We start from the raw sequence: 25,687 nt of genomic DNA on the forward strand, positions 1-25,687 counted from the left end.
GGTTCGGCAATACCCGTGACGGCCCCCGTGCCGGCAACAAGTGAAAGGTCGGCGACCGTGGAAGCCCGTACACCGCTCGCGACCGCGGTGGTCGCCATCGACGGTCCGTCAGGGTCCGGCAAGTCCAGCGTCTCGCGCGCGGTCGCCGCCCGGCTGGGCCTGCGCTACCTGGACACGGGTGCGATGTACCGGGCGATGACGTGGTGGATGCTCCTCAACGGCGTCGACGTGCACGACCCCGACGCGGTGGCCGCCGCCGCGGACAAGCCGCAGATCGTCTCCGGGACCGCCCCCGACGCGCCGACCATCACGGTGGACGGCAAGGACGCGGCCGGCCCGATCCGCACCGACGAGGTGACCAAGGCGGTCAGCGCGGTCAGCGCCGTGCCGCAGGTACGTACCCGCCTGGTCGAGCTCCAGCGGGCCACGATCGGCGCGGGCGGCATCGTGGTCGAGGGCCGCGACATCGCGAGCGTGGTGGCGCCCGACGCGGCGGTCAAGGTCTACCTGACCGCGTCCGAGGCGGCCCGCGCCGCTCGCCGCAACGCCGAACTGACCGGCACACAGGCCACCAGCGTCGAAGCGACCCGGGCCGATCTGGCCCGTCGCGACGCGCTGGACTCGGGTCGCGCGGTCGCCCCCGCGGGGATGGCCGAGGGCGCGATCCTGGTGGACACCACCGAACTCGGCCGCGAAGAGGTGGTCGACCACCTGCTCGCCCTGGTCGCGGAACACGTGCGGTGACCGCGGCTCTCGGGACCACCTCGAAACCCCCGCTCGCCGGAGCCGCGCACTTCATCGGCGAGCCGCTGCTGCGCAGTTTCTGGCGGGTGCGCGCGCTCGGCGCGTGGCACGTGCCGATGGCCGGACCGGTGATCCTGGCGGGCAACCACGCCAACTTCGTCGACGGCCCGATGCTCTTCGCGTTCGCGCCCCGGCCCACCCAGGTGCTGGTCAAGCGCGAGATGTTCACCGGCGCGCTCGGCCCGATACTGCGCGGGATCGGCCACATCCCGGTCCAGCGCGGCGTCGCGGACCGCCGGATGATCACCGATTCGCTCGACGTACTGGCCGGTGGCGGCGCGCTCGGCGTGTTCCCGGAGGGCACGCGGGGACAGGCCGACTTCTCGGCAGTGCACAATGGACTTGCATATCTGGCATTGCGCTCCGGGGCACCCATCGTCCCGGTGGCCTGCCTCGGCACCGGTGCGCGGGGATCCTCGATCGGTGCATTGCCGGGTCTGCGCTCCCGGATCGACGTGGTCTACGGCAAGCCCTTCGAGGCGGTCGAGAACGCCGACCGCCGGGCCACCCGCAAGGCCGTCCAGGCCGCGTCCGACCGCATCGTCGAACGGCTCACCGCGCACCTGCGCGAGGCCGAGCGGATGACCGGCCGCGCCGGCTGACCACGATCTTCACCCGTACCGCTACCCGAACGAGGAACACCCCCATGGAGCAGCACGCCGACGCCACGACCGAGGGCGCCTTCGACCCGGAGGCGTGGGAGGCGGGCTACGACCCCGACGAGTGGGTCGACCTGGAAGGGGACGGCCCCGACCGAGGCGAGCACGCCGAGGACTCCGGCGGCCCCCTGCCGGTGCTCGCGGTCGTCGGCCGACCCAACGTGGGCAAGTCCACGCTGGTCAACCGGATCATCGGGCGCCGCGAGGCGGTCGTGGAGGACACCCCCGGGGTGACCCGCGACCGCGTGTACTACGAGGCCACCTGGAACGGCCGACGCTTCACCGTGGTCGACACCGGAGGCTGGGAGCGCGACGTGGTCGGGATCGACCTGTCGGTCGCGGTCCAGGCCGAGTACGCGATCGACTCGGCGGACGCGGTGATGTTCGTGGTCGACGCGATCGTCGGCCCCACCGACAGCGACGAGGCCGTCGTCAGGGTGCTGCGCAAGTCCGGCAAGCCGGTCGTACTGGCCGCCAACAAGGTCGACAACATGGCGCAGGAGGCGGACGCCGCCGCGCTGTGGTCGCTCGGCCTGGGCCAGCCCTGGCCGGTCTCGGCCGTGCACGGCCGAGGCAGCGGCGACCTGCTCGACGCCGCGCTGGCGATCCTGCCGGAGGCCCCCGCGCAGCGCTTCGGCGTGATGGAGGGCGGCCCGCGCCGGGTCGCGCTGCTCGGCCGCCCGAACGTGGGCAAGTCGAGCATGCTGAACAAGGTCGCCGGCGAGAACCGGGTGGTCGTGGACAAGGTCGCGGGCACCACCCGCGACCCGGTCGACGAACTGATCCAGCTCGGCGGCAAGACCTGGAAGTTCATCGACACCGCGGGCATCCGTCGCCGTGTGCACCTGACCCAGGGCGCCGACTTCTACGCGTCGCTGCGCACCACGGCCGCGCTGGAGAAGGCCGAGGTCGGGGTGATCCTGATCGACGCCAGCGAGCGGCTGACCGAGCAGGACACCCGGATCATCTCGCTCGCGGTCGAGGCCGGTCGGGCGATCGTGATCGCGTACAACAAGTGGGACCTCATGGACGAGGAGCGCCGCTACTACCTCGAACGCGAGATCGAGCAGGACCTGGTCCAGGTCACCTGGGCGCCTCGGGTGAACGTGTCGGCGCTGACCGGCCGGCACATGGAGAAGCTGGTCCCGGCCATCGAGACCGCGTTGGCGAGCTGGGAGAAGCGCATTCCCACGGGCCAGCTCAACGCGTTCCTGGGCACCCTGGTGGCCTCCCACCCGCACCCGATCCGGGGCGGCAAGCAGCCGCGCATCCTGTTCGGCACCCAGGCGGGCACCAAGCCGCCGCGCTTCGTGCTGTTCACCAGCGGCTTCCTGGAGGCGGGCTACCGCAGGTTCATCGAACGCCGGCTGCGCGAGGAGTTCGGCTTCCCGGGCACGCCGATCGAGATTCGGATGAAGGTCAGGGAGAAGCGCGGTCGGAACAAGACCGGCCGCTGATCTCGGACGGCACGGCGGACATCACGAGGGCCCGGACGCGATATCGCGTCCGGGCCCTCGTCGTCGTTTCCCACCGGCTCTGCCCGGTCGGGCACATCAGAGCGGCAGATGGCCGTGCGGGGCGGGGACGCGCGGAGGTTGGGCGGGTACCAGGGAAGCGCCGCGGTGTCGGCCGTACGTGGTGTAGCCGCCCTGGGTGGGCAGGGCGAAGTTGCCCTCGGCGGGCAGCGAGAAGTTCGGGAACGGCGGGTCCTGCGCGTACGAGTGGCTGATCGCGGCGGGCGCGGCGGGCGCGGCGGGCGCGCCGTAGGACGGGCGGCTCGCCGCGTAGTCCTCGTTCGAGCGCTCGTGCGGGACGGCGCGGAACATGCGCCGCCACTCGGTCTCCAGCGCGTTGTAGATCGGCGTCAGGACGTCGTGGCTGGGGGCCGTGGGGGCGCCCACGGCGACTACGGGGTGGCCGAGGGACCGGCTGCTGATGGAGTCGTCGAAGCTGAACACACCGGGTCCAACGAGACGAGGGGCTGGGGGTTGCTGTTTATTTGGGCGACTTCGTCGCCGGCTCGCGAGGCACCACCTTTTTTCTCTCCCCCGCTTCGCTCCTCCGAGAAAAAAGGCGGCGCCTCGCTCGGGGCTTCGTGTCCCTCCGCTTCGCTCCGGGTCACGAAGCCCGAGCTTGCGGCTCCGCCGCTCTCCGCGCTTCGCGCGTCGATCGCTGGGGTGGGCCGGGGTCGGGGGCGCTGACGCGCCGGGGCGGGTGATCGGCGCGGGTGGGGTGGGGGTGGGTCGGGGGCGTTGACGCGCCGGGGGAATCGCACTTGGGCGACGGGTGATCGACGCGGACAGGGGCGGGGGTGCCGGTGTGCTGGGGATGGGGCGGGGTTATGTGTGGGTGCGGACTACCTCGACCATGGTGGTGGTGACTGTGGTGAGGTCTTCGGGGGACATCACGTAGGGGGGCATCGTGTAGACGAGTTTGCCGAAGGGGCGGATCCAGACGCCTTGTTCGACGAAGGCCGGCTGGATGGTGGACATGTCCACGGGGGTGGCGAGTTCGATGACGCCGATGGCGCCCAGGACGCGGACGTCGACTACGCCGGGGATGTCGCGGGCCGGGGCCAGGCCGGTGCGCAGGCCCTTGGACAGGGTGGTGACACGTTCGCGCCAGGGGCCGGAGAGGAGCAGGTCCACGCTCGCGCCCGCGATCGCCGCGGCGAGCGGGTTGGCCATGAAGGTGGGGCCGTGCATGAAGGCGCCGCCCTCGCCGCGGGAGATGGTGTCGGCCACCTCGTCGGTGCACAGGGTCGCGGCCATGGTCAGATAGCCGCCGGTGAGAGCCTTGCCCAGGCACATGATGTCCGGTGCGATTCCCGCGTGTTCGCAGGCGAACAGCTCACCGGTCCGACCGAATCCGGTGGCGATCTCGTCCGCGATCAGCAACACCCCGTGCCGGCTGCACAGTTCGCGGATCCGGCGCAGGTACGCGGGAGAGTGGAAGCGCATCCCGCCCGCTCCCTGCACGATCGGCTCCAGGATCACCGCGGCGATCGTCGAGCCGTGTTGCTCCAGCAGGTCCTCGATCGCCGCGGTGTCCGCGGCGGAAAGCTCGGTGTCGAAGCCCGGGGGAGGGATCGGTGCGAACAGATGGGCCGGCAACACCTCGGAGAACAGGTGATGCATTCCGCCGACCGGGTCGCACACCGACATCGCGCCGAACGTGTCGCCGTGGTAGCCGCCGCGCACGGTGAGCAGTCGGGTGCGCTCGGGGCGTCCGCGTCCGCGCTGGTACTGCAGCGCCATCTTGAGCGCCACCTCGACCGCGACCGAGCCGGAGTCGGCGAAGAAGACCCTGCTCAGCGGTTCGGGAGTGATCTCCACCAGCCGGCGGGCGAGTCGCACCGCCGGGGGATGGGTCAGTCCGCCGAACATGACGTGCGCCATCGTGTCCACCTGCGCGTGCGCGGCGGCGTTGAGCACCGGGTGGTTGTAGCCGTGGATCGCGGCCCACCACGAGGACATCCCGTCGATCAGCTCGCGCCCGTCGGCGAGCCGGAGCCGGACCCCCTCGGCGCCGACCACGGGGAACAGCGGCGCGCTGCCGTCGGTGCTCGCGTACGGGTGCCAGATGTGCCGCCGGTCGTGGGAAACCAGTTCGTCGCCGTAGGCCGCGTCGTAGTGCTCCATAGGCGCAGCACGCTATCGGAGCATGGGAGGCGACCCGGAATCGGCCGCCTCCCGCGCGTACCCATGATGCCCGCCCGACCGCGCCGCCGGGTCGAGGCGGCGACGCTCGTTCAGATGCCGCTGACCGGTACCGATCCGGCGGCCAGCAGGTTGCGCCGGCCCGCTTCGCTGAGTGCGGCGGCCAGTTCGTCGTTGCCGGTGTGGATGCCGATCGTGCCGACCGGGGCGGCGAACAGCAGTACCACGCCGTGCGTCTTGGCCGCGTTCAGCCACGCCTCGGGCACCTCCGCCGGGGTCTGCGCCTGCCACCACGCCTCGGTCCGTCCGCCCGCGCCCGGGAACAGCACCGCGGTCAGGTAGCCATCGGTCATCTGCACGGACCACCCGCCGAGCAGCGGCGGCAGCGTCTCGTCCGGGGTGGCGATCGGCGCGAACCCGCGTTCGCCGAGCAGCGACAGGAACTCGTCCTGCGCACCGGGAGTGCCGGGACGGGCCACGGCCGCACCCGGCTCGACCACCAACGCCGCGTACGTCACGCCCGCGCACACCACCATGCTGCCGGTGATCGAGATCGGCACCGGACCACCCGGCACCACCGTCTGCACGGCAAGGCCGGGGTTGGCCTGCGCCGCGAGCAGTGGCTCGACCGCCGCCTCGGAGACCGGGATCACCTGCGAGGGGATGCAGCGCGTGTGCGCGAACGCGAGCACGGCCGTCTCCTCGGCCAGGTACAACAGCGCGCTGGTCTCCACGGAAGTGGTGTCGCCCTCGCCGCGGCAGGAGGCACAGGCGTAGGTCTGGGGACCGGTCTCCCCGGCCACCAAGCGGGCGGCCTCGTCGTCGCCGATCTCGGCGCGGACCTCGGGGCTGACGTCGAGCAAGCGTGACACGGAAGGCTCCATCGGTAGGGGTGCGTGCGACAGTGGGGGATCGCCGTCTGCGTTCTCGCGCCGGGACGTTACCGCCTGGTGACGTTGTGTCACCTGGAGAACGCGGTAACGTCACCCCTATGGGGCATGTGCGCCCCGGCCACGCCACGGCCATTCGGGGGACGGCGCCGGAGTGCACGCCCGTGTGCGACGGTGGACGTCGACGTTTCGGCGTCGGGTACGCGTTCGATGACCGAGAGGTACGAGTATGTCGATGTGATCACGTCATGATCACCGGGCGATCGCGGTCGAAAGGCCGTGTTCGGATCGGGTGATCAGTGAATCAATTCGGACATATGCGAACGCTTTCATGAGATGAGAATCTCCATATGTTTCTCATCCGAATCAGTCGGGCAAGTCACGCCCGGTAACAAATGCGGGATGCAACTTTTTCGGGCCTGCCCTCGAAAAAGGCGTTCGACCCCGGACGTGCGCCGCTGCCGTGACGTTTTTGCGGCGGCCGTACTCCCGCATCCACAGCCCGCGGCGCCGGCGCCCTCATCACGGCGGTGCTCCGGCCCGGAACCGAAGTCAACGGTTCCGTTTTCCGCGGCCCTAATGACGAGGTATGCGTGTCCAGACTCAAGGCCGAAGGCCTGTACAAGATTTTCGGCCGACGTGCCGACGACGCGGTCAAACGGCTCCGTGCCGGCGAAAGCCGTGACGATGTACGCAAGAGCAATGCCACCCCGGCCGTGATCGACGTTTCGTTCGAGGTCGCCGAGGGCGAGATATTCGTGGTGATGGGCCTGTCCGGTTCGGGCAAGTCGACCCTGCTGCGGATGCTCAACGGTCTCCTGGACGCCACCGCCGGCGCCGTCTACATCGACGACCGGGATTTGACCTCGCTACCCGCCAAGGAGTTGCGCGACGTGCGCGCCCGGCGCGTCAGCATGGTCTTCCAGCACTTCGCGCTGTTCCCGCACCGCACGGTGCTGGAGAACGCCGGCTACGGCTTGTCCGTGCAGGGTGTGCCGGCGGCCGAGCGGGATCGGCGTGCCCGTGAGGCATTGGCCCTGGTCGGCCTCGCCGGTTGGGAGGAGTCCGCGCCGGGCGAGTTGTCCGGCGGCATGCAGCAGCGGGTCGGTTTGGCCCGGGCACTTGCCACGGACGCCGACATCCTGCTGATGGACGAGTCGTTCAGCGCGCTCGACCCGCTGATCCGCCGGGAGATGCAGGACCAGCTCCTGGAACTCCAGGAGAAGCTGCACAAGACCATCGTGTTCATCACGCACGACCTCAACGAGGCGATGCGCCTGGGCGACCGGATCGCGGTGATGCGCGACGGCCGGGTGGTCCAGATCGGCACCGCCGAGGACATCCTGACCGACCCGGCCAACGACTACGTGGCGTCCTTCGTCGCCGACGTGGACCGCACCCGAGTGCTGACCGCCGGCTCGATCATGGAGGACTCGCGCGCCACGGTGACCTGTGGCGAGGGGCCCCGGGTCGCGATGCGCACGATGCGCGAGGCGCAGACCACGGCCGCGTTCGTGGTGGACACCCGGGAGAACGGCCGCCGGCTGCTCGGTGCGGTCACCGACGCGGCGGTTACCGAGGCCGCGCGTACCGGCGATCGCAGCATCCAGCCCGATCCCTCGCTGGACGTGGTGACGGTGACCCCGCAGACGCCGGTCGCCGAGCTGTTCACGCCGTGTGCGGAGAGCAGGTTGCCGCTCGCGGTGGTGGACGAGGCGATGCGGCTGGTCGGGGTGATCCCCCGGGTGAGCCTGTTGGCCGCGCTCGGCAACGCCGCGCCGAGCGGATCGGGCGGTGCCGAGGGGGGCACGCTCGGTGTGACCGACACCGGCAGCGTCAAGATGCTGGTGCCCGCGGGCCCGGCGGAGAAGTTGCTGCCGACGGGCACGGCGGGTGTGCCGGAGCGGTCCGCCCCGACCGCTTCGCTCGTTCCGGCGCCGGCCGGCGAGCCGGTCGTGGGCGAGGGCGAGGTGCGTGACAATGCCTAGGATTCACGTGGGCGACTGGGCGGAGAGCCTGGTCGACTTCATGCGCGACCACTTCTCGTGGTTGTTCGACTTCATCCAGAGCGTGGTGGGCGGCGCGATCACCCATCTCGCCGACTGGCTGACGGACTCGCCGCTGCCGGCCGTGGTCGTGTTGTTCGCGGCGATCGGCTGGGCCGTGCGCGGTCCGGTGTTGGGGCTGCCGGCGGCGGTCGGATTCCTGCTGATCGACAGCCTGGACATGTGGCAGCCGGCGATGTCCACGCTCGCCCTGGTGCTGGTCTCGGCGGCGGTCGCGCTGCTGATCGCGATCCCGCTGGGCATCCTGACCGCGCGCAGCCGGGCCGTGGGCACCGTGGTCAAGCCGGTGCTGGACTTCATGCAGACGATGCCGGCCTTCGTGTACCTGATCCCGGCGATCACGTTCTTCGGTATCGGTGAGGTACCGGGCGCCGTGGCCACCGTGGTCTTCGCGCTGCCGCCGGGTGTGCGGATGACCGAGCTCGGCATCCGCAGCGTGGACGCGGAGATGGTCGAGGCCGGTGAGGCGTTCGGCACCAGCGAGTGGAAGATCCTCAAGGACATCCAGTTCCCGCTCGCGCTGCCGACCATCATGGCCGGCGTCAACCAGGTCATCATGTTGTCGCTGTCGATGGTGGTCACCGCCGGCATCGTCGGCGCCGGCGGCCTGGGCAGCGAGGTGTTCGGCGCGCTGTCGAACAACAACGTGGGCCTGGGGGTCGAGGCCGGCGTCGCGGTGGTCGTGCTCGCGATCTACCTCGACCGTACGGTCAACGCCGCAGGGCAGCGGGTCGAGGCCCGGGCCAAGCGCGCCGCGACCGTGCGCAGCACCGAGGGCTTCACGCCCAAGTGGCTGCTGGACTGGCGTCCGCGCCCGGTCGCCGCGGTCGGCGGCGTGGTCGCGGTCGCGCTGGTGGCGGGGCTGCTGGGCGGCTTCGGGCTGGGCACCTCGGACAGCGGTCGGAAGAAGATCACGATCGGCTGGATCCCGTGGGAGGAGGACGTCGTGGTCACCAACATGTACAAGCAGTTGTTGGAGAAGCGCGGCTACGACGTCACGCTCAAGCAGCTCGACGTCGGCCCGATGTTCCAGGGCATCGCGCGCGGCGACATCGACCTGTTCCTGGACGCGTGGCTGCCCACGCTGCACAAGAAGTACATGGACGAATACGGGTCCAAGCTCGAGGAGATCGGGCAGTGGTACAACAACGTCGATGTGCAGCTCGCGATCCCGAAGAACCTTCCGTACAACTCGGTCGAGGAACTCAAGGGACACGAGAAGGAGTTCGGCGGTCGGATCGTCGGCATCGAGCCGGGCGCGAACATCATGGACCTGACCGAGAAGAAGCTGATCCCGGAGTACGGGCTCGACTTCGACCTGGTCAAGAGCAGCACGCCCGCGATGATCGCCGAACTGGACCGGGAGATGGCGGCGGGCAAGCCGATCGTGGTGACGATGTGGCGTCCGCACTGGGCGTACACGAAGTACGACATCAAGCCGCTGGCCGACCCGAAGCAGTCCTACGGCGCGCCGGGTTGGATCAGCTCGATCGGTCGCAAGGGCTTCGCGAAGGACTTCCCGGAGCTGAACACCTGGGTGAAGAACCTCAAACTGGACGACTCGGTACTCGGGCCGCTGGAGAAGAAGGTCTTCGTCGACTTCGAGGGCAAGCCGAACGCCGCCGCCGAGGGGGTCAAGGCCTACCTGAAGGAGAACCCGGACGTCGAGCAGAAGTTCCTCGGCGGGCTTCCGGCCGCGGGCGGGGAGCAGCCGAAGCAGGACAAGGACGGTGGGCAGGACAAGGGCGCGCAGCCCCAGTCGCTGCCGGCCGCCACTCGGGAACCGGGGGGTGTGAGCTGACGGTTCGTCGCTCACGTGGGTGACGCGATCAGCAGAGGCGATCGATCAGCCGAGTGATCGGTCGAGGTGATCGGCCGACGCGATCGGGTGACCCGCGAAGAGGGTGCCGCGCGAATATCGTGCGGCACCCTCTTCGTCTTTCGCGTCGTGTCGGCCGCGCGGCGTGCCCGGATGGGCGCGGCGGGAGAACCGGCGGTGGGCCGGTGGTGGGCCGGTGGTGGGATCCGCCCGGATCGGGTCGGGGCATGTCGTGGGCGTCTCGCCGGGCTCCCGGGCACAGTGGAGTGCCAGGGGTCAGCGGCGGATCTGCCAATCGGCGTCGGGGGCGATCGGTTCGCACTTGAAGCCCCACTGGGAGGCCCCGTTGGCGAAGGACTTGAAGAAGGTCTCGGTGGGCTGACCCAGGGTCAGGCCGGGAGGGTCCTCGCCGTTGTGCCGACTGAGTTGGTAGGCGACGGTGTGGCCGTCGCACCTGCCGAGCACCTTGCCCTCGACGGTGCCCGCGAGCTGGGCGTCGTTGGGGACGCCACCGGTGGGCAACCGCTCGGACAGGATGGCGCGTTCGCCCGGGACCTCGGCGCCGGGGGCGAGGTAGCCGTGCACGATGGCGAAGGACAACACGCGCGTGCCGTCCAGGAACAGGTCGCAGCCCTGGATCGCGCCGGGGCCTTCGGGGGTCGCGGCCGCGGTCCAGCGCGCACGCTGCTCACCGGCCGCCTGCGGGCCGAGTGCGGCGGGGTCGAGCATGCCGCACACGCGCGCGTCGGTGATCGGCTTCGGATCGTTCGCAGGCTTGATCTCGCCGGGTCGCGGGGTCGGCTCGGAGCCGCACCCGGCCACCTTGGCCACGCCGTTGGCGAGTTCGACGGCCAGGTCGGCCAACTGCTGCCGCTGGTCGGGCGTGTTCGGCGCGCCGGCGGGTCCGATGGTGCGGGCGCGCACCAGCATCGGTACCGGGCCCTCGACGTTCTGCACCTTGCAGTTCTGTACCAGCCACGCGTCGTCCGCACCGGCCATGCCGTACAGATCGTGGTCCTTGTCGCCCAGCGGCGCCGACCCGGTCGTGGTCAGCCCCGGCAACTGCACACGTTCGGCGCCCGCCATGTTGAACAGGTACGCCGAGCCGACGAAGGCCCGGTCGCCGGCCGAGACTCGGCAGCGCAGTACCGGATAGTGCTCCAGCGGCGGCTGGTCCTCGCTCGTGAAGGCGGGTTCCGCGGGCAGCAGCGTGGTCACCGACGAGGTCGGCAGGAGGCCGGCGCACACGGTGTCGCCGACGGGCTGGGTCTCCGATCCGGTGGGAGTGCCCGCGGAGGGCTCGGCGGTCGGCGAACCGGGACTCGCGCAGCCGGCCAGGAGCAGACCGGCGGTCACCAGGCTCGCCACGGACACGGCGGGGCGCGGCCTGGAGCGAAGCATGCGGCCAGGATATCCGGCCGTTCAGCCGCGGTTTCCCCTCACCCACCACCCGGTCAGCACGCCCGCCCCGAACGTGCCGCCCAGGACGATCCACATCGGTGCGGCCAGCGTGGGGATCCAGAACCGGATCGTCGCCGAGGCGGTGTTGGCCAGCACGAACCAGACGGCCAGGACGACGACCGCGGCGATGCCGATCGTGCGGTAGGACACGCCGCCGATGTTGCCGCCCGCGCCGCCGGGCCGAGGGGTTTTCGCCATACCTCGATGCTATTTGCGTGACGGAGTGATCACGGACAGGCGCGCCGACTTGACCATCTCTTGAAAGTTGCTTGCAGCAACAAAGCACGCTATGGTTGTAACAAGCAACGAGTGTCGGGGGTGGGGAAGCCGCGTCCGGGCGCAGAGGATCCGAGAGGTAAAAGGGGAAGGCATGAGCAACGCACCGGCCGCGGAGGTGTCGGCGGAACCGATGTCGCACCGGCAGATCATGGAGGCGCTGTCCGGGCTGCTGCTGGGCATGTTCGTGGCGATCCTGTCGTCCACGATCGTGTCCAACGCGCTGCCGCGGATCATCTCCGATCTGCACGGCAGCCAGACCTCCTACACGTGGGTGGTCACCGCGACGCTGCTCGCGATGACCGCGACCACCCCGATCTGGGGCAAGCTCGCGGACCTGACCAGCAAGAAGCTGCTGGTACAGCTCGCGCTGGTGATCTACGTCGCGGGTTCGGCGCTGGCCGGCCTCTCGCAGAACACGAGCATGCTGATCGGCTGCCGGGTGATCCAGGGCATCGGCGTGGGTGGCCTGACCGCGCTCGCGCAGGTGATCATGGCCGCGATGATCTCGCCGCGGGAGCGCGGCCGGTACAGCGGCTACCTCGGCGCCACCTTCGCGCTGGCCACCGTCGGCGGCCCGCTGATCGGCGGCGTGATCGTGGACACCCCGTGGCTGGGCTGGCGCTGGTGCTTCTACGTCGGCGTGCCGTTCGCGGTGGTCGCGATCGTGATCCTGCAGAAGACGCTCAAGCTCCCGGTGGTCAAGCGTGAGGTCACCATCGACTACCTGGGCGCGACGCTGATCAGCGCGGGCGTCTCGGTGCTCCTGGTGTGGGTCTCGCTGGCGGGCAAGAACTACGACTGGATCTCCTGGCAGAGTGCGGCGATGGTGCTCGGATCGTTGCTGCTGATCGCCCTGGCGATTCGGGTCGAGGGCCGGGCGGCCGAGCCGATCATCCCGCTGTGGTTGTTCAAGGAGCGGACCATCGTGCTCGCGGTGCTCGGCAGCCTCGCGGTGGGCCTGGCGATGATGGGCTCGTCGGTCTTCCTCAGCCAGTACTTCCAGATCGCGCGCGGCAAGTCGCCGACCGTCTCGGGCCTGATGACGCTGCCGATGATCGGCGGCCTGGTGATCGCCTCGACCGTGGTCGGCAAGCTGATCACCGCGACCGGCTTCTGGAAGCGCTACCTGGTCGCGGGCGGCGTCTCGCTGACCATCGGCCTGGCCCTGATGAGCACGGCCCGCGCGGACACCAACCTGTGGGTGCTCGGCGTGTACATGTTCCTGCTGGGTATGGGCGTCGGCGCGCTCCAGCAGAACCTGGTGCTCGCGGTGCAGAACGCGGTGCCGGTCCACCAGTTGGGCGCGGCCAGTTCGGTCGTCGCGTTCTTCCGCAGCCTGGGCGGCGCGGTCGGCGTCTCGGCGCTGGGCGCGGTGATGGCGACCAAGGTCACCGGCTACCTGTCCGACGCCGGGCTCCGGTCCGGTGCGGGTGGCGGGTCCGGCATCCCGAACGTGCACCACCTGCCGGAGCCGGCGCGCGGCATCGTGGAGACCTCGTACGGCCACGCGGTGGGCGACATCTTCCTGTTCGCGGCCCCGTTCGGCCTGCTCGCGCTGATCGCGGTACTGCTGATCAAGGAGGTCCCGCTGCAGACCTCGCAGGCGGTGGTGGTGGCCAAGGCCGACCCGCAGACGCCCGCGGCGGGTGCGGAGCCGGGTTCGGTCTCCGCTCCGGTACGGATCGACAAGGTCGAGGCGCGCACGCCGTAACCTGCCGACGCGCCTCGGGGCGGCCCCACGCGGGGCCGCCCCGAGGCGCGTTCCGGGTGCCGGCTCAGTACTGGTAGAAGCCGCGCCCGCTCTTCTTGCCGAGCAGCCCCGCGTCGACCATGCGCAGCAGCAGCGGCGGCGAGCTGTAGAGCTGCTCCTTGAACTCGTCGTAGAGACTGTCCGCGACCGCCTTGATCGTGTCCAGACCGATCAGGTCGGTCAGCCGCAGCGGACCCATCGGGTGCGCGCAGCCGAGCACCATGCCGTTGTCGATGTCCTCCGCCGACGCGAAACCGGACTCGAACATCCGGATCGCGGAGAGCAGATAGGGCACGAGCAGCGAGTTGACCACGAAGCCGGCGCGGTCCTGCGAGCGGATCACCGTCTTGCCCAGCACCTCGCTCGCGAACGCCTCCGCGCGGGCGGCGGTGCGCTCGTCGGTGAGCAGCGAGGGCACCAGCTCGACCAGCTTCTGCACCGGCACCGGGTTGAAGAAGTGGATCCCGACGACCTGCTGCGGCCGGGCCGTGGCCATGCCGAGTTTCATGATCGGGATCGAGGACGTGTTCGACGCCAGGATCGCGTCCTCGCGCACCACGACCTTGTCCAACGTGGCGAAGATCTGCGTCTTGACCTCTTCGAGCTCGGCCACGGCCTCGATCACCATGTCCCGGTCGGCGAAGTCGCCCAGGTCGGTGGTGTAGGTGATCCGGGCCAGCGCCGCGTCCCGATCGGCCTCGGCGAGCTTGCCCGCCTTCACCCCGCGATCGATCGACTTGGTCACCCGAGCCTGCCCGGCCTCCGCCGCGGCCTTGCCGGTCTCCGCCACCAACACGTCCAGCCCGGCCTTCGCACAGACCTCGACGATCCCGGACCCCATCAGCCCGGCCCCTACCACCCCTACACGCCGTACATCGGACACCGCGTACTCCTCGCTCCACTTGCTGCCGTCAGCCTCCTCGGCATCCTCTCAGGTGAGCGTCAACGGGCGTCGATGCGCCGGACAGGTTGCCCGGTGAGCTCGGCGATGACGTCGAAGTCGCGGTCCGCGTGCAGCACTACGAGGTTGTGTCGGGCCGCCGTGATCGCGACCACGAGATCCACGACACTCGCGCATTCGTGTTGTGACTTCTCCCCGAGGCGGAGTTGCAGCGCCGCGGCTTCCGTCCATACGGAATCCGGTACGTGAAAGTGGGGCAGCATCTCGCTGGTGAACCGATCGAGCGCTTCGTATGCCGCGTTATCCACCCACGCCACGCAGAAACTCGAGCCGGATCGGTTCGCACAAGCCGCCGCGTCCGGCCGCGAATGGCTCGTGCCATGCTTCGCTGGTCTGCTTGCGGTAGAACCGGACGAGCGCCGAGGTGTCCGCAAGATACAGATCCTGGGTCACCGCGGGTCCTTCGGGGGCTCGTACTCCTCGGGCAACCCGAGCACAAAGTCGCCCTGAGCGTGATCTTGGTGCACCCGAAGGAGCGAGAACGGTGCGCCGTCGTCAGTGCGGGGCCGTCTCCATGTCCGGGAGTGGGTAGGGGAACTTGGCGCCGACCGCGCCGTCCACGGTCAGGATCTGGCCGCTGATGTAGCGGGACAGGTCGCCGGTGAGGAAGAGGAGGGGGCCGGCGATGTCGGCGGGCAGGGCCACATCGCGCAGGGGGGCGTTGGCGGCGTTGGCGGCGCGGCCGGGTTCGCCGAGGTAGGCCGATACGCGGGGGGTCCAGACCACGCCGGGGGCGACCGCGTTGACCCGGACGCCGCGGGGGCCCAGTTCCACCGCGGCCGAGCGGACCAGCGAGATCAGGCCCGCCTTGGCCGCGCCGTAGGCCGCGTGCATCGGGGCGCCGGTCTGGCCGGAGACCGAGGCGACGAAGGTGATCGCGCCGCCGCCGTGCGCGGCCAGGTGCGCGCCGCCCAGTTGCAGCGCGAGCAGCGCGTGCCGGAGCACGATGTCCTGGTGCCAGGTCCAGTCCTCGTCGGTGGTGGAGAGCAGGTCGGCGTACCGGCTCATGCCGATGATGTCGACGATCGCGTGGGCTCGGCCCAGCCGTGCCCCGACGTCGGCCCACAGCCGGGTCACGTCCGCGCGCGAGGTGGCGTCGCCGGACCACGCGAGGCCGTCGACCTCCTCGGCGATGTCCTTGGCCAGGTCCGGCTCGCGGTCCACCGCGAACACCCGCGCGCCCGCCTGGGCGAGCGCGTGCGCGGTCTGCCGGCCGATGCCCTGGCCCGCGCCGAGCACGACCACGCCGCGTCCGTCGAGTCGGAGTCGGGCCGGGTAGTCGGGTACCTCGGAGTCGTCGGTTCGGGTCATGGCGCCGACGCTAGGCAGGACCTGACGCACTGTCAATCATGGTTCGGGAGTTGGCCCGGACCGGAACTGACGGTCTGTCAATCATCCTCTCGGCGTGGCAATGTTTGACCCAGGCAATAAAAATCCCGGATGAACGAGAGCGAAGGGGTTCGGCATGGGCGAGCACATGGGACACGGCGTCAAGCAGCGCGACCGGGTCCGGATGACCGAGCAGGAGATCGCCGACTTCCTGGCCGAGCGGCACTCGATGACCATGTCCACGCTCAACGCCGACGGCAGCATCCACTCGGTCGGCATGTGGTACGGCTTCATCGAGGGCGAGGTCGGCCTGGAGAGCAAGGCCCGTGCGCAGAAGGTGCTCAACGTGCGCCGCAACCCGACCATCACGTGCCTGGTCGAGGCCGGCGAGTACTACGAGGAACTGCGCGGCGTGTCCATCGTCGGCAAGGCCGAGGTGGTCGAGGAGCCGGAGCGGATCTGGGAGCTCGGGGTGAGCGTGTTCGGCCGCTACGCGGCGCCGTACACCGAGGAGATGCGCCCGGCCGTGGAGATGATGCTGAACAAGCGCGTGGTGATCAAGGTCGTCCCGGACCGTGTCGTCTCCTGGGACCACCGCAAGCTCGGGCTGCCGTCCACGCGCCCGAGCTGACCGGCGCGTCCGTACCCGGGCGACGGAACGGCGGCCGAGGGGCCGACGGGCGCGGCGGGTGCGGTGGGTGCGGCGTGTGTGGCGCGGCGTCCGGGCGCGGAGGCGGTGCGAACGCCGATGCGCACGTGGGTGTGGACGCCGGTGAGCCGGTCCGGCCGGACGCGGATCTGGCGACGCCGGATCCAGTCAGGTAGCCTGTCCGCTTACTTGATCGAGACAAGTATTGGTGAGGGAGTACACAGTGCCGATCGGATTCGCCACCGAGCACCGGGCGTTCGCGGAATCGGTCGCCGGTTTCGTCGCTCGCCACGCCTCGATCGAGGCCACCCGCCGGGCCGCCGACGACCTGTCCGCCGGCGCCCTCCCGGACTGCTGGGACGCCCTGGTCGGCCAGGGTCTGACCGCCGTCCACCTCGCCGAGGAGCACGGCGGCTCCGGCGCGGGCATCCTCGAACTCGCCGTCGCCCTCGAGGAGGCCGGCCGCGGCCTGCTGCCCGGCCCGTACCTGTCCACCGTGCTGACCGGCGCCGTCCTGGCCCGGCACGCCGCGCCCGAGGTCGGCAAGGCCCTGCTGCCGCGATTCGCCGAGGGCGTCACCGGCGCGGTCGCCGTCGCGCCGGGCCTGACCGCGCATCAGACCCAGGTCGGCTGGGAGATCAACGGCATCGCCGAACCGGTCCTGGGCGCGGTCGGCGCCGACTACCTGCTGCTCGGCGCGCGCACCGACACCAACCCCGGCCGGGACGAGCAGATCTGGTTCGTGGTCAAGCCCGACAACAAGGAGACCATCCGGGTCACCCCGTTGGACCCGGTCGACCTCGCCCGCGGCGTGGCCCGGGTGCGCACGCACAACCTGGAGATCACCGCGTCCCAGGTGCTGACCGGCATCACTACCGCCCGGGTGCGCGACCTGGCCGCCGTGCTCGCCGCCGCCGAGGCGGTCGGCGTGGCCCGCTGGTGCTTCGAGACCGCGCTCGCCTACGTCAAGATCCGCGAGCAGTTCGGCGTCGCGGTCGGCTCGTTCCAGGCGATCAAGCACAAGGCCGCCACCTTGTTCACCCGGCTGGAACTGGCCACCGCCGCGGCCTGGGACGCGGCCCGGGCCGCCGACGACACCGCCGAGGACGCCGACGAGCAACTGCGCCTGGCCGCCGCCGAGGCCGCCGTGGTCTGTCTGCCGCTCGCCCGCGAGGTCGCGCTGGACTGCATCACCATGCTCGGCGGCATCGGCTTCACCTGGGAACACGACATCCACCTGTACTGGCGCCGCGCGGTCTTCCTGGCCCAGTGGCTGGGCCCGTCGGGGGAGTGGACCGCACAACTCGGCCGGGCCGCGCTGGAGAGCGTCGGCGGCGGCCCCACCCGGCGCTTCGACCTCGAACTCGACGAGGGCGCCATCGCCGCCTTCCGGACCGAGGTGGCCGCGCACCTGACCGAGGCGAACGCCCTCGCCGAACCCGCCCGTCGGCGACGCCTGGCCGAACTCGGCTACGTCTCGCCGCACTACCCCAAGCCCTACGGGATCGCCGCGAGCCCCGCCCAACAGGTGGTCATCCAGCAGGAGTTCGCCCGGATCGGGCTGACCCCGCCGAGCACGATCATCGGCGAGTTCGCGCTGCCCACGATCATGGCGCACGGCACCGACGCACAACGCGACGCCTACGTGCCGGCCACGCTGCGCGGCGACATCGTCTGGTGCCAGCTCTTCAGCGAGCCGGGCGCCGGCTCCGACCTGGCGTCGCTGAGCACCCGGGCGACCAAGGTCGACGGCGGTTGGCGGCTGAACGGCCAGAAGGTGTGGAACTCCAAGGCGCACGAAGCGCACTTCGGCATCTGCCTGGCCCGCACCGACCCGGACGCGCCCAAGCACAAGGGCATCACGTACTTCATCGTGGACATGGCCACGCCCGGGATCGACGTGCGCCCGCTCAAGCAGTCCAACGGTCAATCGGAGTTCAACGAGGTCTATCTCGACGACGTGTTCGTGGCCGACGACCAGGTGGTCGGCGACGTGCACGCGGGTTGGCGGATCGCCCGCACCACGCTCGCCAACGAGCGGGTGATGATCGCCGGCGGGCCGGGCATGCAGGCGTTCGGCAAGCTGCTCGCCGACCTCGGCGAGACCGGCGCGGCGTGGGCGGACACCGCGGTGGCGAGCCGGCTGGGCGGCTTCGCGGCGGAGCACTTCGCGCTGCGCGCGTTGACCCTGCGCTCGACCCTGCAGCAGTTGTCCGGGCTCAACCCGGGCGCGGCCTCCAGCGTGCTCAAACTCGCGGTCACCGAACACCAGCGGGCCGTGGTCACCGCGCGCCTGGACCGGATCGGCGCGGGCGGCACCCATCACGACGACCTCGGGGGCGAACTGCTCACCGCCTACCTCTCGCTGCCGGCGGTCCTGCTCGGTGGCGGCACCCGGGAGATCCAGCTCAACGTCGTCGCCGAACGCATCCTGGGCCTGCCCAGAGGCTGATCCGACGGCGCCCCGCCCGCGCCGGGCCGGCCCCGGCGATCGGCTTCGCGTCCCGGCAACCGGCGATCGACCACCGGCTGTCAGTGCTTTCCACGGCTACCAGGGAGATCACGTGCACATCACCTACACACCCGAGCAGGAGGACCTGCGGCGGGAACTGCGCGAGTACTTCGCGCGGATCATGACCCCGGAGATCCGGGCCGAGCAGGCCGCGGGCGAGACCAGCCTGACGGGCAAGGACGGCGCGTACTGCCGCGTCATCAAGCAGATGGGCGAGGACGGCTGGCTGGGCATCGGCTGGCCCAAGGAATACGGCGGCCAGGACCGCACGATGCTGGAACAGCTGATCTTCACCGACGAGGCCACCCTGGCCGGCGCGGCGGTGCCGTTGCTGACCATCAACACCGTCGGCCCGACGTTGATGGAGTACGGCACGCAGGAGCAGCGCGACTTCTTCCTGCCCAAGATCCTCACCGGCGACATGCACTTCTCGATCGGCTACTCCGAGCCGGGCGCGGGCACCGACCTGGCCGCCCTGACCACCAAGGCGGTTCGGGACGGCGACGACTGGATCATCAACGGCCAGAAGATGTGGACCTCGCTGATCCACGTCGCGGACTACGTCTGGCTGGCCGCGCGCACCGACCCCGACGCGCCGCGGCACAAGGGCCTGACCATGTTCCTGGTGCCCACGAACGCCGAGGGCTTCTCCTGGACCCCGATCAAGACGATGGGCGGCCAGACCACGTCGCAGACGTTCTACGAGAACGTCCGGGTGCCCGCTTCCGCGATGGTCGGCGAGCTCAACGGCGGCTGGAAGCTGATCACCGGCCAGCTCAACCGCGAGCGGGTGGCGCTGTGTTCGGCCGCGGGCATCCAGCTCGCGCTGCACGAGACCCGGCGCTGGGCCGAGCAGACGGTGCTGCCGGACGGCTCCCGGGTGATCGACCGCGAGCACGTGCAGGCCAACCTCGGCCGGGTGCACGCCAAGGTCGAGTTCCTCAAGCTGGTCAACTGGAAGATCGCCTGGTCGGTCGACCACGGCACCAAGGTCGGCCCCGCCGACGCCTCGGCGACCAAGATCTTCGGCACCGAGTTCGCCACCGAGGCATACCGGCTGCTGATGGAGTGCATGGGCGAGGACGCCTACCTCCAGCAGGACTCACCCGGTGCTCTGCTGCGCGGCCGACTGGAGAAGATGCACCGCACCGCGCTCATCCTCACCTTCGGCGGCGGCACCAACGAGGTACAGCGCGACATGATCGCGATGCTGGGCCTCGGCCTGCCGCGACCGCCCCGCTGACCCGCCGTCACCACGCTGACAAGGACAGGTGAAATGGACTTCGGTTACACGGAAGAACAGCAGGACCTGGTGGGCCTGGCGGGGCGGATCCTCGGCGAGCGGGTCACCCACGAGGCGCTCACCGCGCTGGACAAGCGGGTCGAGGAGGGCGGCGAGCCGCGCTTGGACCGCGACCTGTGGGCGGAGCTGGCCAAGGCCAACCTGCTCGGGATCGGGCTGCCCGAGGAGTTCGGCGGCTCGGGCTACGGCGTCTTCGAGCAGTGCCTGATCCTGGAGCAGATCGGCCGCACGCTGGCGCCGGTGCCGTTCGGGCCCTCGATCGCGGTCGCCGCCTCGATCCTGAACCGGATGGGTACGGACGAGCAGAAGGCGGCCTGGCTGCCGGGCGCCGTGGACGGCTCGCGGATCCTGACCTACGCGCTCGCCGAGCCGTTCGGTCGGGACGGCGCCGCGCCCGCCACCAAGGCGGTGCGCACGGACGGGGTCTGGCACCTGGACGGGGTCAAGACCGGGGTGCCGGTCGCGACCGTGGCCGACCTGATCCTGGTGTCCGCGGACGTGGCGGGTCACGGCGGGGTGTTCCTGGTCGACCCGAAGGCCGAGGGGGTCCGGATCGAGCCCCAGTTGACCACCGCCAAGGAGATCGCCGGTCTGGTCACCCTGGAGCACGCCGTGGGCACTCCGCTGGGCGGCCCCGACGCGGCTCGCGACCTGCGCGACCGGGCCACCCTGGCGCTGTGCGCGACCCAGCTCGGGGTGACCGAGAAGGCGATGCGCGAGACCGCGAAGTACGCGAGCGAGCGGGTGCAGTTCAAGCGCCCGATCGGCTCGTTCCAGGCGGTCGGGCACCGCCTGGCCGACGCGTACATCGACGTCGAGGGCATTCGGCTGACCACGTGGCAGGCCGCGTGGCAGGAGGCCGAGGGGCTGGACGCGGCCGAGGCGATCGCCACCGCGAAGTTCTGGGCCGCGGACGGCGGACACCGGGTCGCGCACGCCGCGGTCCACGTGCACGGCGGCATGGGCGTGGCCGAGGAGCACTTCGTACACCGCTACTTCAACCACGCCAAGCAGCTCGAACTCTCGCTCGGCGGCGCGACCGAGCAGGCGCTGCGGATCGGCGCCGGCTTCGCCGCGACCGCCGCGGGCGAGTTCGCCTGACCCGGTTTTCCCGAGCACGCCTTCGGCGCCGCCGCGTCGGCGCCGCACCCCTGTGATTCCTGGAGACGAACAGACATGAGCGAACCCCACGCCCTGGTCGAGCGGGACGGCCACGTCCTGATCATCACGATGAACCGGCCCGAGGCCCGCAACGCGGTCACCGGCGAGATGATCGAGATCCTGGAGGCCGCCTGGGACGAGGTCAACGACAACCCGGAGATCCGGGTCGCCATCCTCACCGGTGCCGGCGGCGCGTTCTGCGCGGGCGCCGACCTCAAGGCGATGAGTCGGCGTGCGCCCGGCGACGCGTTCAAGGGCGGCGAAGGCAAGCCGGCCATGGACATGTCCGTGATGAAGTGGGTCCTCAAGGGCTTCACCCTCACCAAGCCCCTGATCGCCGCGATCGAGGGCCCCGCCATCGCGGGCGGCACCGAGATCCTCCAGGCCACCGACATCCGGGTCGCCGGCGAGTCGGCGCGCTTCGGCGTTTCCGAGGTCCGCTGGGGCCTGTTCCCGCTCGGTGGGTCGGCGGTGCGCCTGCGCCGCCAGATTCCGTACACTGTCGCCGCCGACCTGCTGCTCACGGGCCGCCACATCAAGGCGCCCGAGGCCAAGGAGCTCGGTCTGATCGGACACGTCGTGCCGGACGGCGGCGCGCTGGAGAAGGCGAAGGAGATCGCCCACCAGATCGCCGCCAACGGTCCGATCGCCGTTCAGGCGGTCCTGCGCGTTCTGCGTGAAACCGACCAGTTGACCGAGGAAGATGCGTTCAAGCTGGAGTCGCAGATCGGAATGCGGGTATTCATGAGCGACGACGCCAAGATCGGTCCGCGAGCCTTCGCGGAGAAGAAGACTCCGGAGTTCAAGGGCACGTGATGTGCCATCGGAAGACTTCGGCATGAACGGGCCCGCCGGGTCAGGGACGGCAATCCCCCGGCGGGTCCTCATCATGTTCACGCGCGCGAGCTCACCCGGGTTGCGTCGGATGACGGGGAAATCTCGGCCCGATTCCGGAGCCCGGCGGGCGCGGATGTCCCGGGCGATTTCGACCGAGCCGGCACGCCGAGCGGTCGCGAGAAGCTTCCGCCGGAAGGGGACGTTCCGGGCGGTCTTCGCCGGATCGTGTCCGGAGTCGGCCCGGCCGGACGGGGGGCTGCGCTGCCGTCGGGCGGCCGTGGCGAACCTATTCTTTTGATCGAGTCAAGGGTAAGTTGGCCCATCCCTGCTTCGATCCGGATCGGATCCGTGCCTCGGATCCGGCTTCGGAAGCATCCGTTCATCCGCCGTGGGAGCCGACCATGACGCCCGTCAGCCCGTCGTTCAACCTCGCCGATCTCTTCGAGATCGTGGTGGACGCGATTCCCGACCGCACCGCCTTGATCGCGGGCGAGGTCCGACTGACGTACCGTCAACTCGACGAGCGGGCGAACCGGTTCGCGCACCACCTGCTCGGGGTCGGGATCCGGCCGGGCGAGTTCGTCGGGATCCACGCGTGGAACCGTGCGGAGTGGGTCGAGGCGATGATCGGCTGCCACAAGGCGCGCGCCGTGCCGATCAACATCAACTACCGCTATGTCGAGGCGGAACTGCGCTACCTGTACGAGAACTCGGGCATGGTCGCGGTGGTCGCCGAGCGCTCGTTCGCCGGTCCCACCACGGCGATCCGGGCGGACTTCCCGGCGCTGCGGCACGTGCTGATCCTGGAGGACGGCTCGACCGAACCGACCCAGGACACCGTCGGCTACGAGGACGCGCTCGCGGCGGCCTCGCCCGCCCGCGACTTCGACGCGCGCACCGCGGACGACCTGTACGGCCTGTACACGGGCGGCACCACCGGCATGCCCAAGTGTGTGCTGTGGCGCGGCGAGGACATCTTCTTCGCGGCCCTCCAGGCCGGTCGCGGCGGCCGGCCGAAGTTGGCCAGGCCCGACGAACTGGGGGACACGGTCCGGGAGTCGGCGGGGCTGACCACGCTGGGCCTGGCGCCGATGATGCACGGCGGCGGGCAGTGGTCGATGTGGAACACCTTCTACATGGGCAACACGTACCTGATGTGGACCGGCCGGGCCTTCGACCCGGACGCCGTGATGGCGCTCGCGTCGCGCGAGCGGGCGTTGTCGATGGCGGTGGTCGGCGACGGCATGGGCCGGCCGCTGGCGGACTGGCTCGCGGCCAACCCGGACACCCACGACCTGTCCGCGCTCAAGGCGATCAGCAACGGCGGCGCGCCGATGAGCGCTTCGGTGCGCACCGCGCTGGAACAGACCGGCATCTTCGTGATCGACAGCTTCGGCGCGTCCGAGACCGGCGCCGCCATGCGGCAGACCGGCGCGGTCGGCGCCGCCACGCGGTTCGCCTCCTCGGACACCACGACCGTGCTCGACGACCGACTGGTGCCGGTGAAGCCGGGCTCGGGCGACGTCGGCCGACTGGCCGTCAGCGGACACATCCCGCTCGCCTACCACGGCGACGACGAGAAGACCCGGGCCACCTTCGTCCGGGACGCGGCCGGGCGCCGCTGGGTGCTGCCCGGCGACTTCGCGTTGCTGGAGGAGGACGGCGGCATCACCCTGCTCGGGCGTGGCAGCGCGACGATCAACACCGGTGGCGAGAAGGTCTATCCGGACGAGGTGGAGAACGTGTTGAAGTCGCACGCCGACGTGTTCGACGCGGTCGTGGTGGGCGTTTCGGACCCGCGCTTCGGCCAGGCGGTCACCGCGCTCGTGGTGGTGCGCGAGGGCACCGACCCGACGCCGGAGGCGATCACCGCGCACGCCCGGACCCGGATCGCCGGATACAAGACGCCCAAGCGCATCCACTTCGTCGAATCGATCCCGCGCACGGCGGCGGGCAAGGTGGACCTGCGGGCGGCGAAGGCACGCGCGGAGGAACTGTCCGGGTAGGCGGGTGGATCGGGCGCGGTCGGCAGGCAGGCGGGGCAGGCAGGCAGGCGGGTCGGGTGCGATGCCGTACGCGGAACCGGGCCCGGGTCGGCCGGGCAACCGGGTGCTCGGCCGACCCGGGCCCGCGGTCGAGCACCTCGGGTCAGCTCAATACCTGGGTCAGGGTGTGGATCAGCAGGCCGACGAGTGCGCCCACGACGGTGCCGTTGATCCGGATGAACTGCAGGTCGCGTCCGACGTTGATCTCGATCTTGCGGCTGGTCTCCTTCGGGTCCCAGGCGCCGACGGTGTCGGTGATCAGCGCGGTGATCTCGTCGCGGTAGGTGGTCACCACGTACGCGGCGGCCTGCTCGATCCACCGATCGGCCTTGTCGCGCACGCGCGCGTCCTCGGCGAGCCGACCGGCCAGCGAGCGCACGGCCGCGGTGACCCGGTTGCGCAGTTCGCTGTTCGGGTCCTCGGTGGCCTCGACGAGCATGGCGCGCGCGGCGCCCCACACCGACGCGATCAACTCCTGGACCGCCGGGTGCGCGATGGTGCGGTCCCGCAACCCCTCTATCTGGGCGATCATCCGCGGATCGTGCTGGAGGTCGCGGGCCACCTCGGCGAGGAAGTTGTCCACCGCGAGTCGGGCCGGGTGCTCCGGGTCGTCCCGCACCGCGCCCGCGAACCGGACCAGTTCGCGATGCACCTTGTTGGCGATCTGCCGGTCGAGAAAGCGCGGCGACCAGCCCGGCGACTCCTCGTTGACCACTCGCAGGACGGCCTCGCGATGTTGCTCCAGCCAGTCGTGCGCCTTCACCGCGACCAGGTCGACCAGGCCCCGGTGCGCGCCGTCGCGGACCAGCCGGTCGAGCAGTTCGCCGATCGGCTGGGCGACGGCCTGCGCGGACACCCGACGGGTGATCGCCTGTCCGAACACGCTCTGCACGTCCTCGTCGCGCAGCACGGTCAGTGCCGCGCGGGCCAGCGCGCCCAGTTGGTCGGTCACCCGCTCGGCGTGCCCGGGAGCGGCCAGCCAGGTGCCGGCCCGCCGGGACACCTCCATCCGGCTCAGTCGTTGCCGTACCACCGAGTCGGAGAGGAAGTTCTCCCCGACGAACTCGCCGAGATTGTGCCCCAGCGCGTCCTTGCGGGTCGGGATGATCGCGGTATGCGGGATCGGCAGTCCGAGCGGGCGGCGGAACAGCGCGGTCACCGCGAACCAGTCGGCCATCGCGCCGACCATCCCGGCCTCCGCGGCGGCCTGCACATATCCGGCCCACGCGCCCGCACCGCGCGCCTCGGCCCACCGCGCGAGGATGTACAACACGGTCGCGAACACCAGGAACCCGGTGGCGATCACCTTCATCCGGCGCACACCCCGGAGCTTCTCCAGCTCCGACGCGGTACGAACCACGCCGCCCGGATCCGGACGGCGTGGAGCGGGCGACGAGGACTCGGCGAGATCAACCATGACGCCCATTGTGATCATCTGCCCGCGCCCCCGGGCCCTTCGACACCGATCCGCGCCGTCCCGCGCGACTCGACTCACGGTCATGT

General features: G+C 70.6%; 22 protein-coding genes. 12 read left to right on the forward strand and 10 right to left on the reverse strand.

Translation table 11 applies throughout. The annotated features are described in order from the left end of the window. The first annotated feature begins 57 nt into the window (after nt 1–57). Genes cmk through der form a run of 3 tightly spaced genes read left to right on the forward strand, consistent with a single transcriptional unit; the run spans nt 58 to nt 2,920 of the window. Nucleotides 58–744 carry a (d)CMP kinase gene (cmk, locus tag ACZ4FV_RS32775; RefSeq protein WP_395873804.1) on the forward strand — a complete coding sequence of 229 codons (687 nt, stop codon included), beginning with the start codon at nt 58–60 and terminating at the stop codon, nt 742–744. Further along, complete coding sequence (locus ACZ4FV_RS32780) at nt 741–1,406, forward strand: lysophospholipid acyltransferase family protein (RefSeq protein ID WP_395873805.1); 666 nt, start codon at nt 741–743, stop codon at nt 1,404–1,406. The genes cmk and ACZ4FV_RS32780 overlap by 4 nt, the downstream gene beginning before the upstream one ends. 44 nt (nt 1,407–1,450) lie before the next feature. Next, nucleotides 1,451–2,920 carry a ribosome biogenesis GTPase Der gene (gene der / locus ACZ4FV_RS32785; RefSeq protein ID WP_395873806.1) on the forward strand — a complete coding sequence of 490 codons (1,470 nt, stop codon included), beginning with the start codon at nt 1,451–1,453 and terminating at the stop codon, nt 2,918–2,920. Nucleotides 2,921–3,016: 96 nt separating this feature from the next. Here der and ACZ4FV_RS32790 read toward each other — a convergent pair whose 3' ends face one another. The 3 genes from ACZ4FV_RS32790 to ACZ4FV_RS32800 all read right to left on the reverse strand — a co-directional run bounded on the left by ACZ4FV_RS32790 (nt 3,017) and on the right by ACZ4FV_RS32800 (nt 5,994). After that, nucleotides 3,017–3,364 carry a hypothetical protein gene (locus ACZ4FV_RS32790; RefSeq protein WP_402241599.1) on the reverse strand — a complete coding sequence of 116 codons (348 nt, stop codon included), beginning with the start codon at nt 3,362–3,364 and terminating at the stop codon, nt 3,017–3,019. Nucleotides 3,365–3,802: 438 nt separating this feature from the next. Beyond that, nucleotides 3,803–5,104 (reverse strand): adenosylmethionine--8-amino-7-oxononanoate transaminase, encoded by a 1,302-nt coding sequence (gene bioA, locus ACZ4FV_RS32795; protein WP_465323968.1) that lies wholly within the window; start codon nt 5,102–5,104, stop codon nt 3,803–3,805. A 110-nt stretch (nt 5,105–5,214) separates the two neighbouring features. Then, nucleotides 5,215–5,994: a hypothetical protein gene (locus ACZ4FV_RS32800; RefSeq protein WP_391586929.1), complete on the reverse strand. Its 780-nt coding sequence runs from the start codon at nt 5,992–5,994 to the stop codon at nt 5,215–5,217. A gap of 611 nt (nt 5,995–6,605) precedes the next feature. Between ACZ4FV_RS32800 and ACZ4FV_RS32805 the strand changes: the two genes are divergently transcribed. Together ACZ4FV_RS32805 and ACZ4FV_RS32810 are read left to right on the forward strand one after the other, a co-directional pair. After that, nucleotides 6,606–8,000: a glycine betaine/L-proline ABC transporter ATP-binding protein gene (locus ACZ4FV_RS32805; RefSeq protein WP_395874030.1), complete on the forward strand. Its 1,395-nt coding sequence runs from the start codon at nt 6,606–6,608 to the stop codon at nt 7,998–8,000. Continuing rightward, nucleotides 7,993–9,879: an ABC transporter permease/substrate binding protein gene (locus tag ACZ4FV_RS32810; protein ID WP_395874032.1), complete on the forward strand. Its 1,887-nt coding sequence runs from the start codon at nt 7,993–7,995 to the stop codon at nt 9,877–9,879. Before ACZ4FV_RS32805 ends, ACZ4FV_RS32810 begins: the two co-directional genes overlap by 8 nt. 294 nt (nt 9,880–10,173) lie before the next feature. Here the strand turns inward: ACZ4FV_RS32810 and ACZ4FV_RS32815 are convergent, their stop codons facing one another. Next, nucleotides 10,174–11,298 (reverse strand): hypothetical protein, encoded by a 1,125-nt coding sequence (locus tag ACZ4FV_RS32815; protein WP_395874034.1) that lies wholly within the window; start codon nt 11,296–11,298, stop codon nt 10,174–10,176. Nucleotides 11,299–11,319: 21 nt separating this feature from the next. Beyond that, nucleotides 11,320–11,556 carry a LapA family protein gene (locus ACZ4FV_RS32820; protein WP_395874036.1) on the reverse strand — a complete coding sequence of 79 codons (237 nt, stop codon included), beginning with the start codon at nt 11,554–11,556 and terminating at the stop codon, nt 11,320–11,322. 211 nt (nt 11,557–11,767) lie between these two features. Here ACZ4FV_RS32820 and ACZ4FV_RS32825 point away from each other — a divergent pair, with 211 nt between their 5' ends. Further along, nucleotides 11,768–13,348, forward strand: coding sequence for an MDR family MFS transporter (locus ACZ4FV_RS32825; protein ID WP_465323977.1), 1,581 nt, complete (start codon nt 11,768–11,770; stop codon nt 13,346–13,348). Nucleotides 13,349–13,412: 64 nt separating this feature from the next. On the opposite strand, the gene ACZ4FV_RS32830 is transcribed toward ACZ4FV_RS32825, so the two are convergent. From ACZ4FV_RS32830 to ACZ4FV_RS32845, 4 genes are all read right to left on the reverse strand, one after another. Beyond that, complete coding sequence (locus tag ACZ4FV_RS32830; protein WP_395874040.1) at nt 13,413–14,270, reverse strand: 3-hydroxybutyryl-CoA dehydrogenase; 858 nt, start codon at nt 14,268–14,270, stop codon at nt 13,413–13,415. Between the two features lie 59 nt (nt 14,271–14,329). Beyond that, complete coding sequence (locus tag ACZ4FV_RS32835) at nt 14,330–14,605, reverse strand: PIN domain-containing protein (RefSeq protein WP_395874042.1); 276 nt, start codon at nt 14,603–14,605, stop codon at nt 14,330–14,332. Beyond that, a complete protein-coding gene (locus tag ACZ4FV_RS32840; RefSeq protein WP_395874044.1) occupies nt 14,589–14,741 on the reverse strand; it encodes a hypothetical protein in 153 nt (50 codons plus the stop codon). The genes ACZ4FV_RS32835 and ACZ4FV_RS32840 overlap by 17 nt, the downstream gene beginning before the upstream one ends. A gap of 102 nt (nt 14,742–14,843) precedes the next feature. Continuing rightward, the gene (locus ACZ4FV_RS32845; RefSeq protein WP_395874046.1) at nt 14,844–15,659 is read right to left on the reverse strand and encodes an SDR family NAD(P)-dependent oxidoreductase; all 816 of its coding nucleotides are present in this window, start codon (nt 15,657–15,659) and stop codon (nt 14,844–14,846) included. A gap of 154 nt (nt 15,660–15,813) precedes the next feature. On the opposite strand from ACZ4FV_RS32845, the gene ACZ4FV_RS32850 reads away from it, so the two are divergent. The 6 genes from ACZ4FV_RS32850 to ACZ4FV_RS32875 all read left to right on the forward strand — a co-directional run bounded on the left by ACZ4FV_RS32850 (nt 15,814) and on the right by ACZ4FV_RS32875 (nt 24,145). Then, complete coding sequence (locus ACZ4FV_RS32850; protein WP_395874048.1) at nt 15,814–16,308, forward strand: pyridoxamine 5'-phosphate oxidase family protein; 495 nt, start codon at nt 15,814–15,816, stop codon at nt 16,306–16,308. A gap of 241 nt (nt 16,309–16,549) precedes the next feature. After that, on the forward strand, nt 16,550–18,778 hold the full coding sequence (locus ACZ4FV_RS32855; protein WP_395874050.1) for an acyl-CoA dehydrogenase: 2,229 nt from the start codon (nt 16,550–16,552) through the stop codon (nt 18,776–18,778). Between the two features lie 112 nt (nt 18,779–18,890). Beyond that, a complete protein-coding gene (locus ACZ4FV_RS32860; protein WP_395874052.1) occupies nt 18,891–20,081 on the forward strand; it encodes an acyl-CoA dehydrogenase family protein in 1,191 nt (396 codons plus the stop codon). A 33-nt stretch (nt 20,082–20,114) separates the two neighbouring features. After that, complete coding sequence (locus ACZ4FV_RS32865; protein ID WP_395874054.1) at nt 20,115–21,242, forward strand: acyl-CoA dehydrogenase family protein; 1,128 nt, start codon at nt 20,115–20,117, stop codon at nt 21,240–21,242. A gap of 75 nt (nt 21,243–21,317) precedes the next feature. Beyond that, a complete protein-coding gene (locus tag ACZ4FV_RS32870) occupies nt 21,318–22,118 on the forward strand; it encodes a crotonase/enoyl-CoA hydratase family protein (RefSeq protein ID WP_395874056.1) in 801 nt (266 codons plus the stop codon). Between the two features lie 422 nt (nt 22,119–22,540). After that, the gene (locus tag ACZ4FV_RS32875; protein ID WP_395874058.1) at nt 22,541–24,145 is read left to right on the forward strand and encodes an acyl-CoA synthetase; all 1,605 of its coding nucleotides are present in this window, start codon (nt 22,541–22,543) and stop codon (nt 24,143–24,145) included. A 142-nt stretch (nt 24,146–24,287) separates the two neighbouring features. Here ACZ4FV_RS32875 and ACZ4FV_RS32880 read toward each other — a convergent pair whose 3' ends face one another. Next, complete coding sequence (locus tag ACZ4FV_RS32880; protein ID WP_402241625.1) at nt 24,288–25,601, reverse strand: DUF445 domain-containing protein; 1,314 nt, start codon at nt 25,599–25,601, stop codon at nt 24,288–24,290. Between the last annotated feature and the right edge of the window lie 86 nt (nt 25,602–25,687).

It is taken from the genome of Embleya sp. NPDC025285, assembly GCF_055558835.1.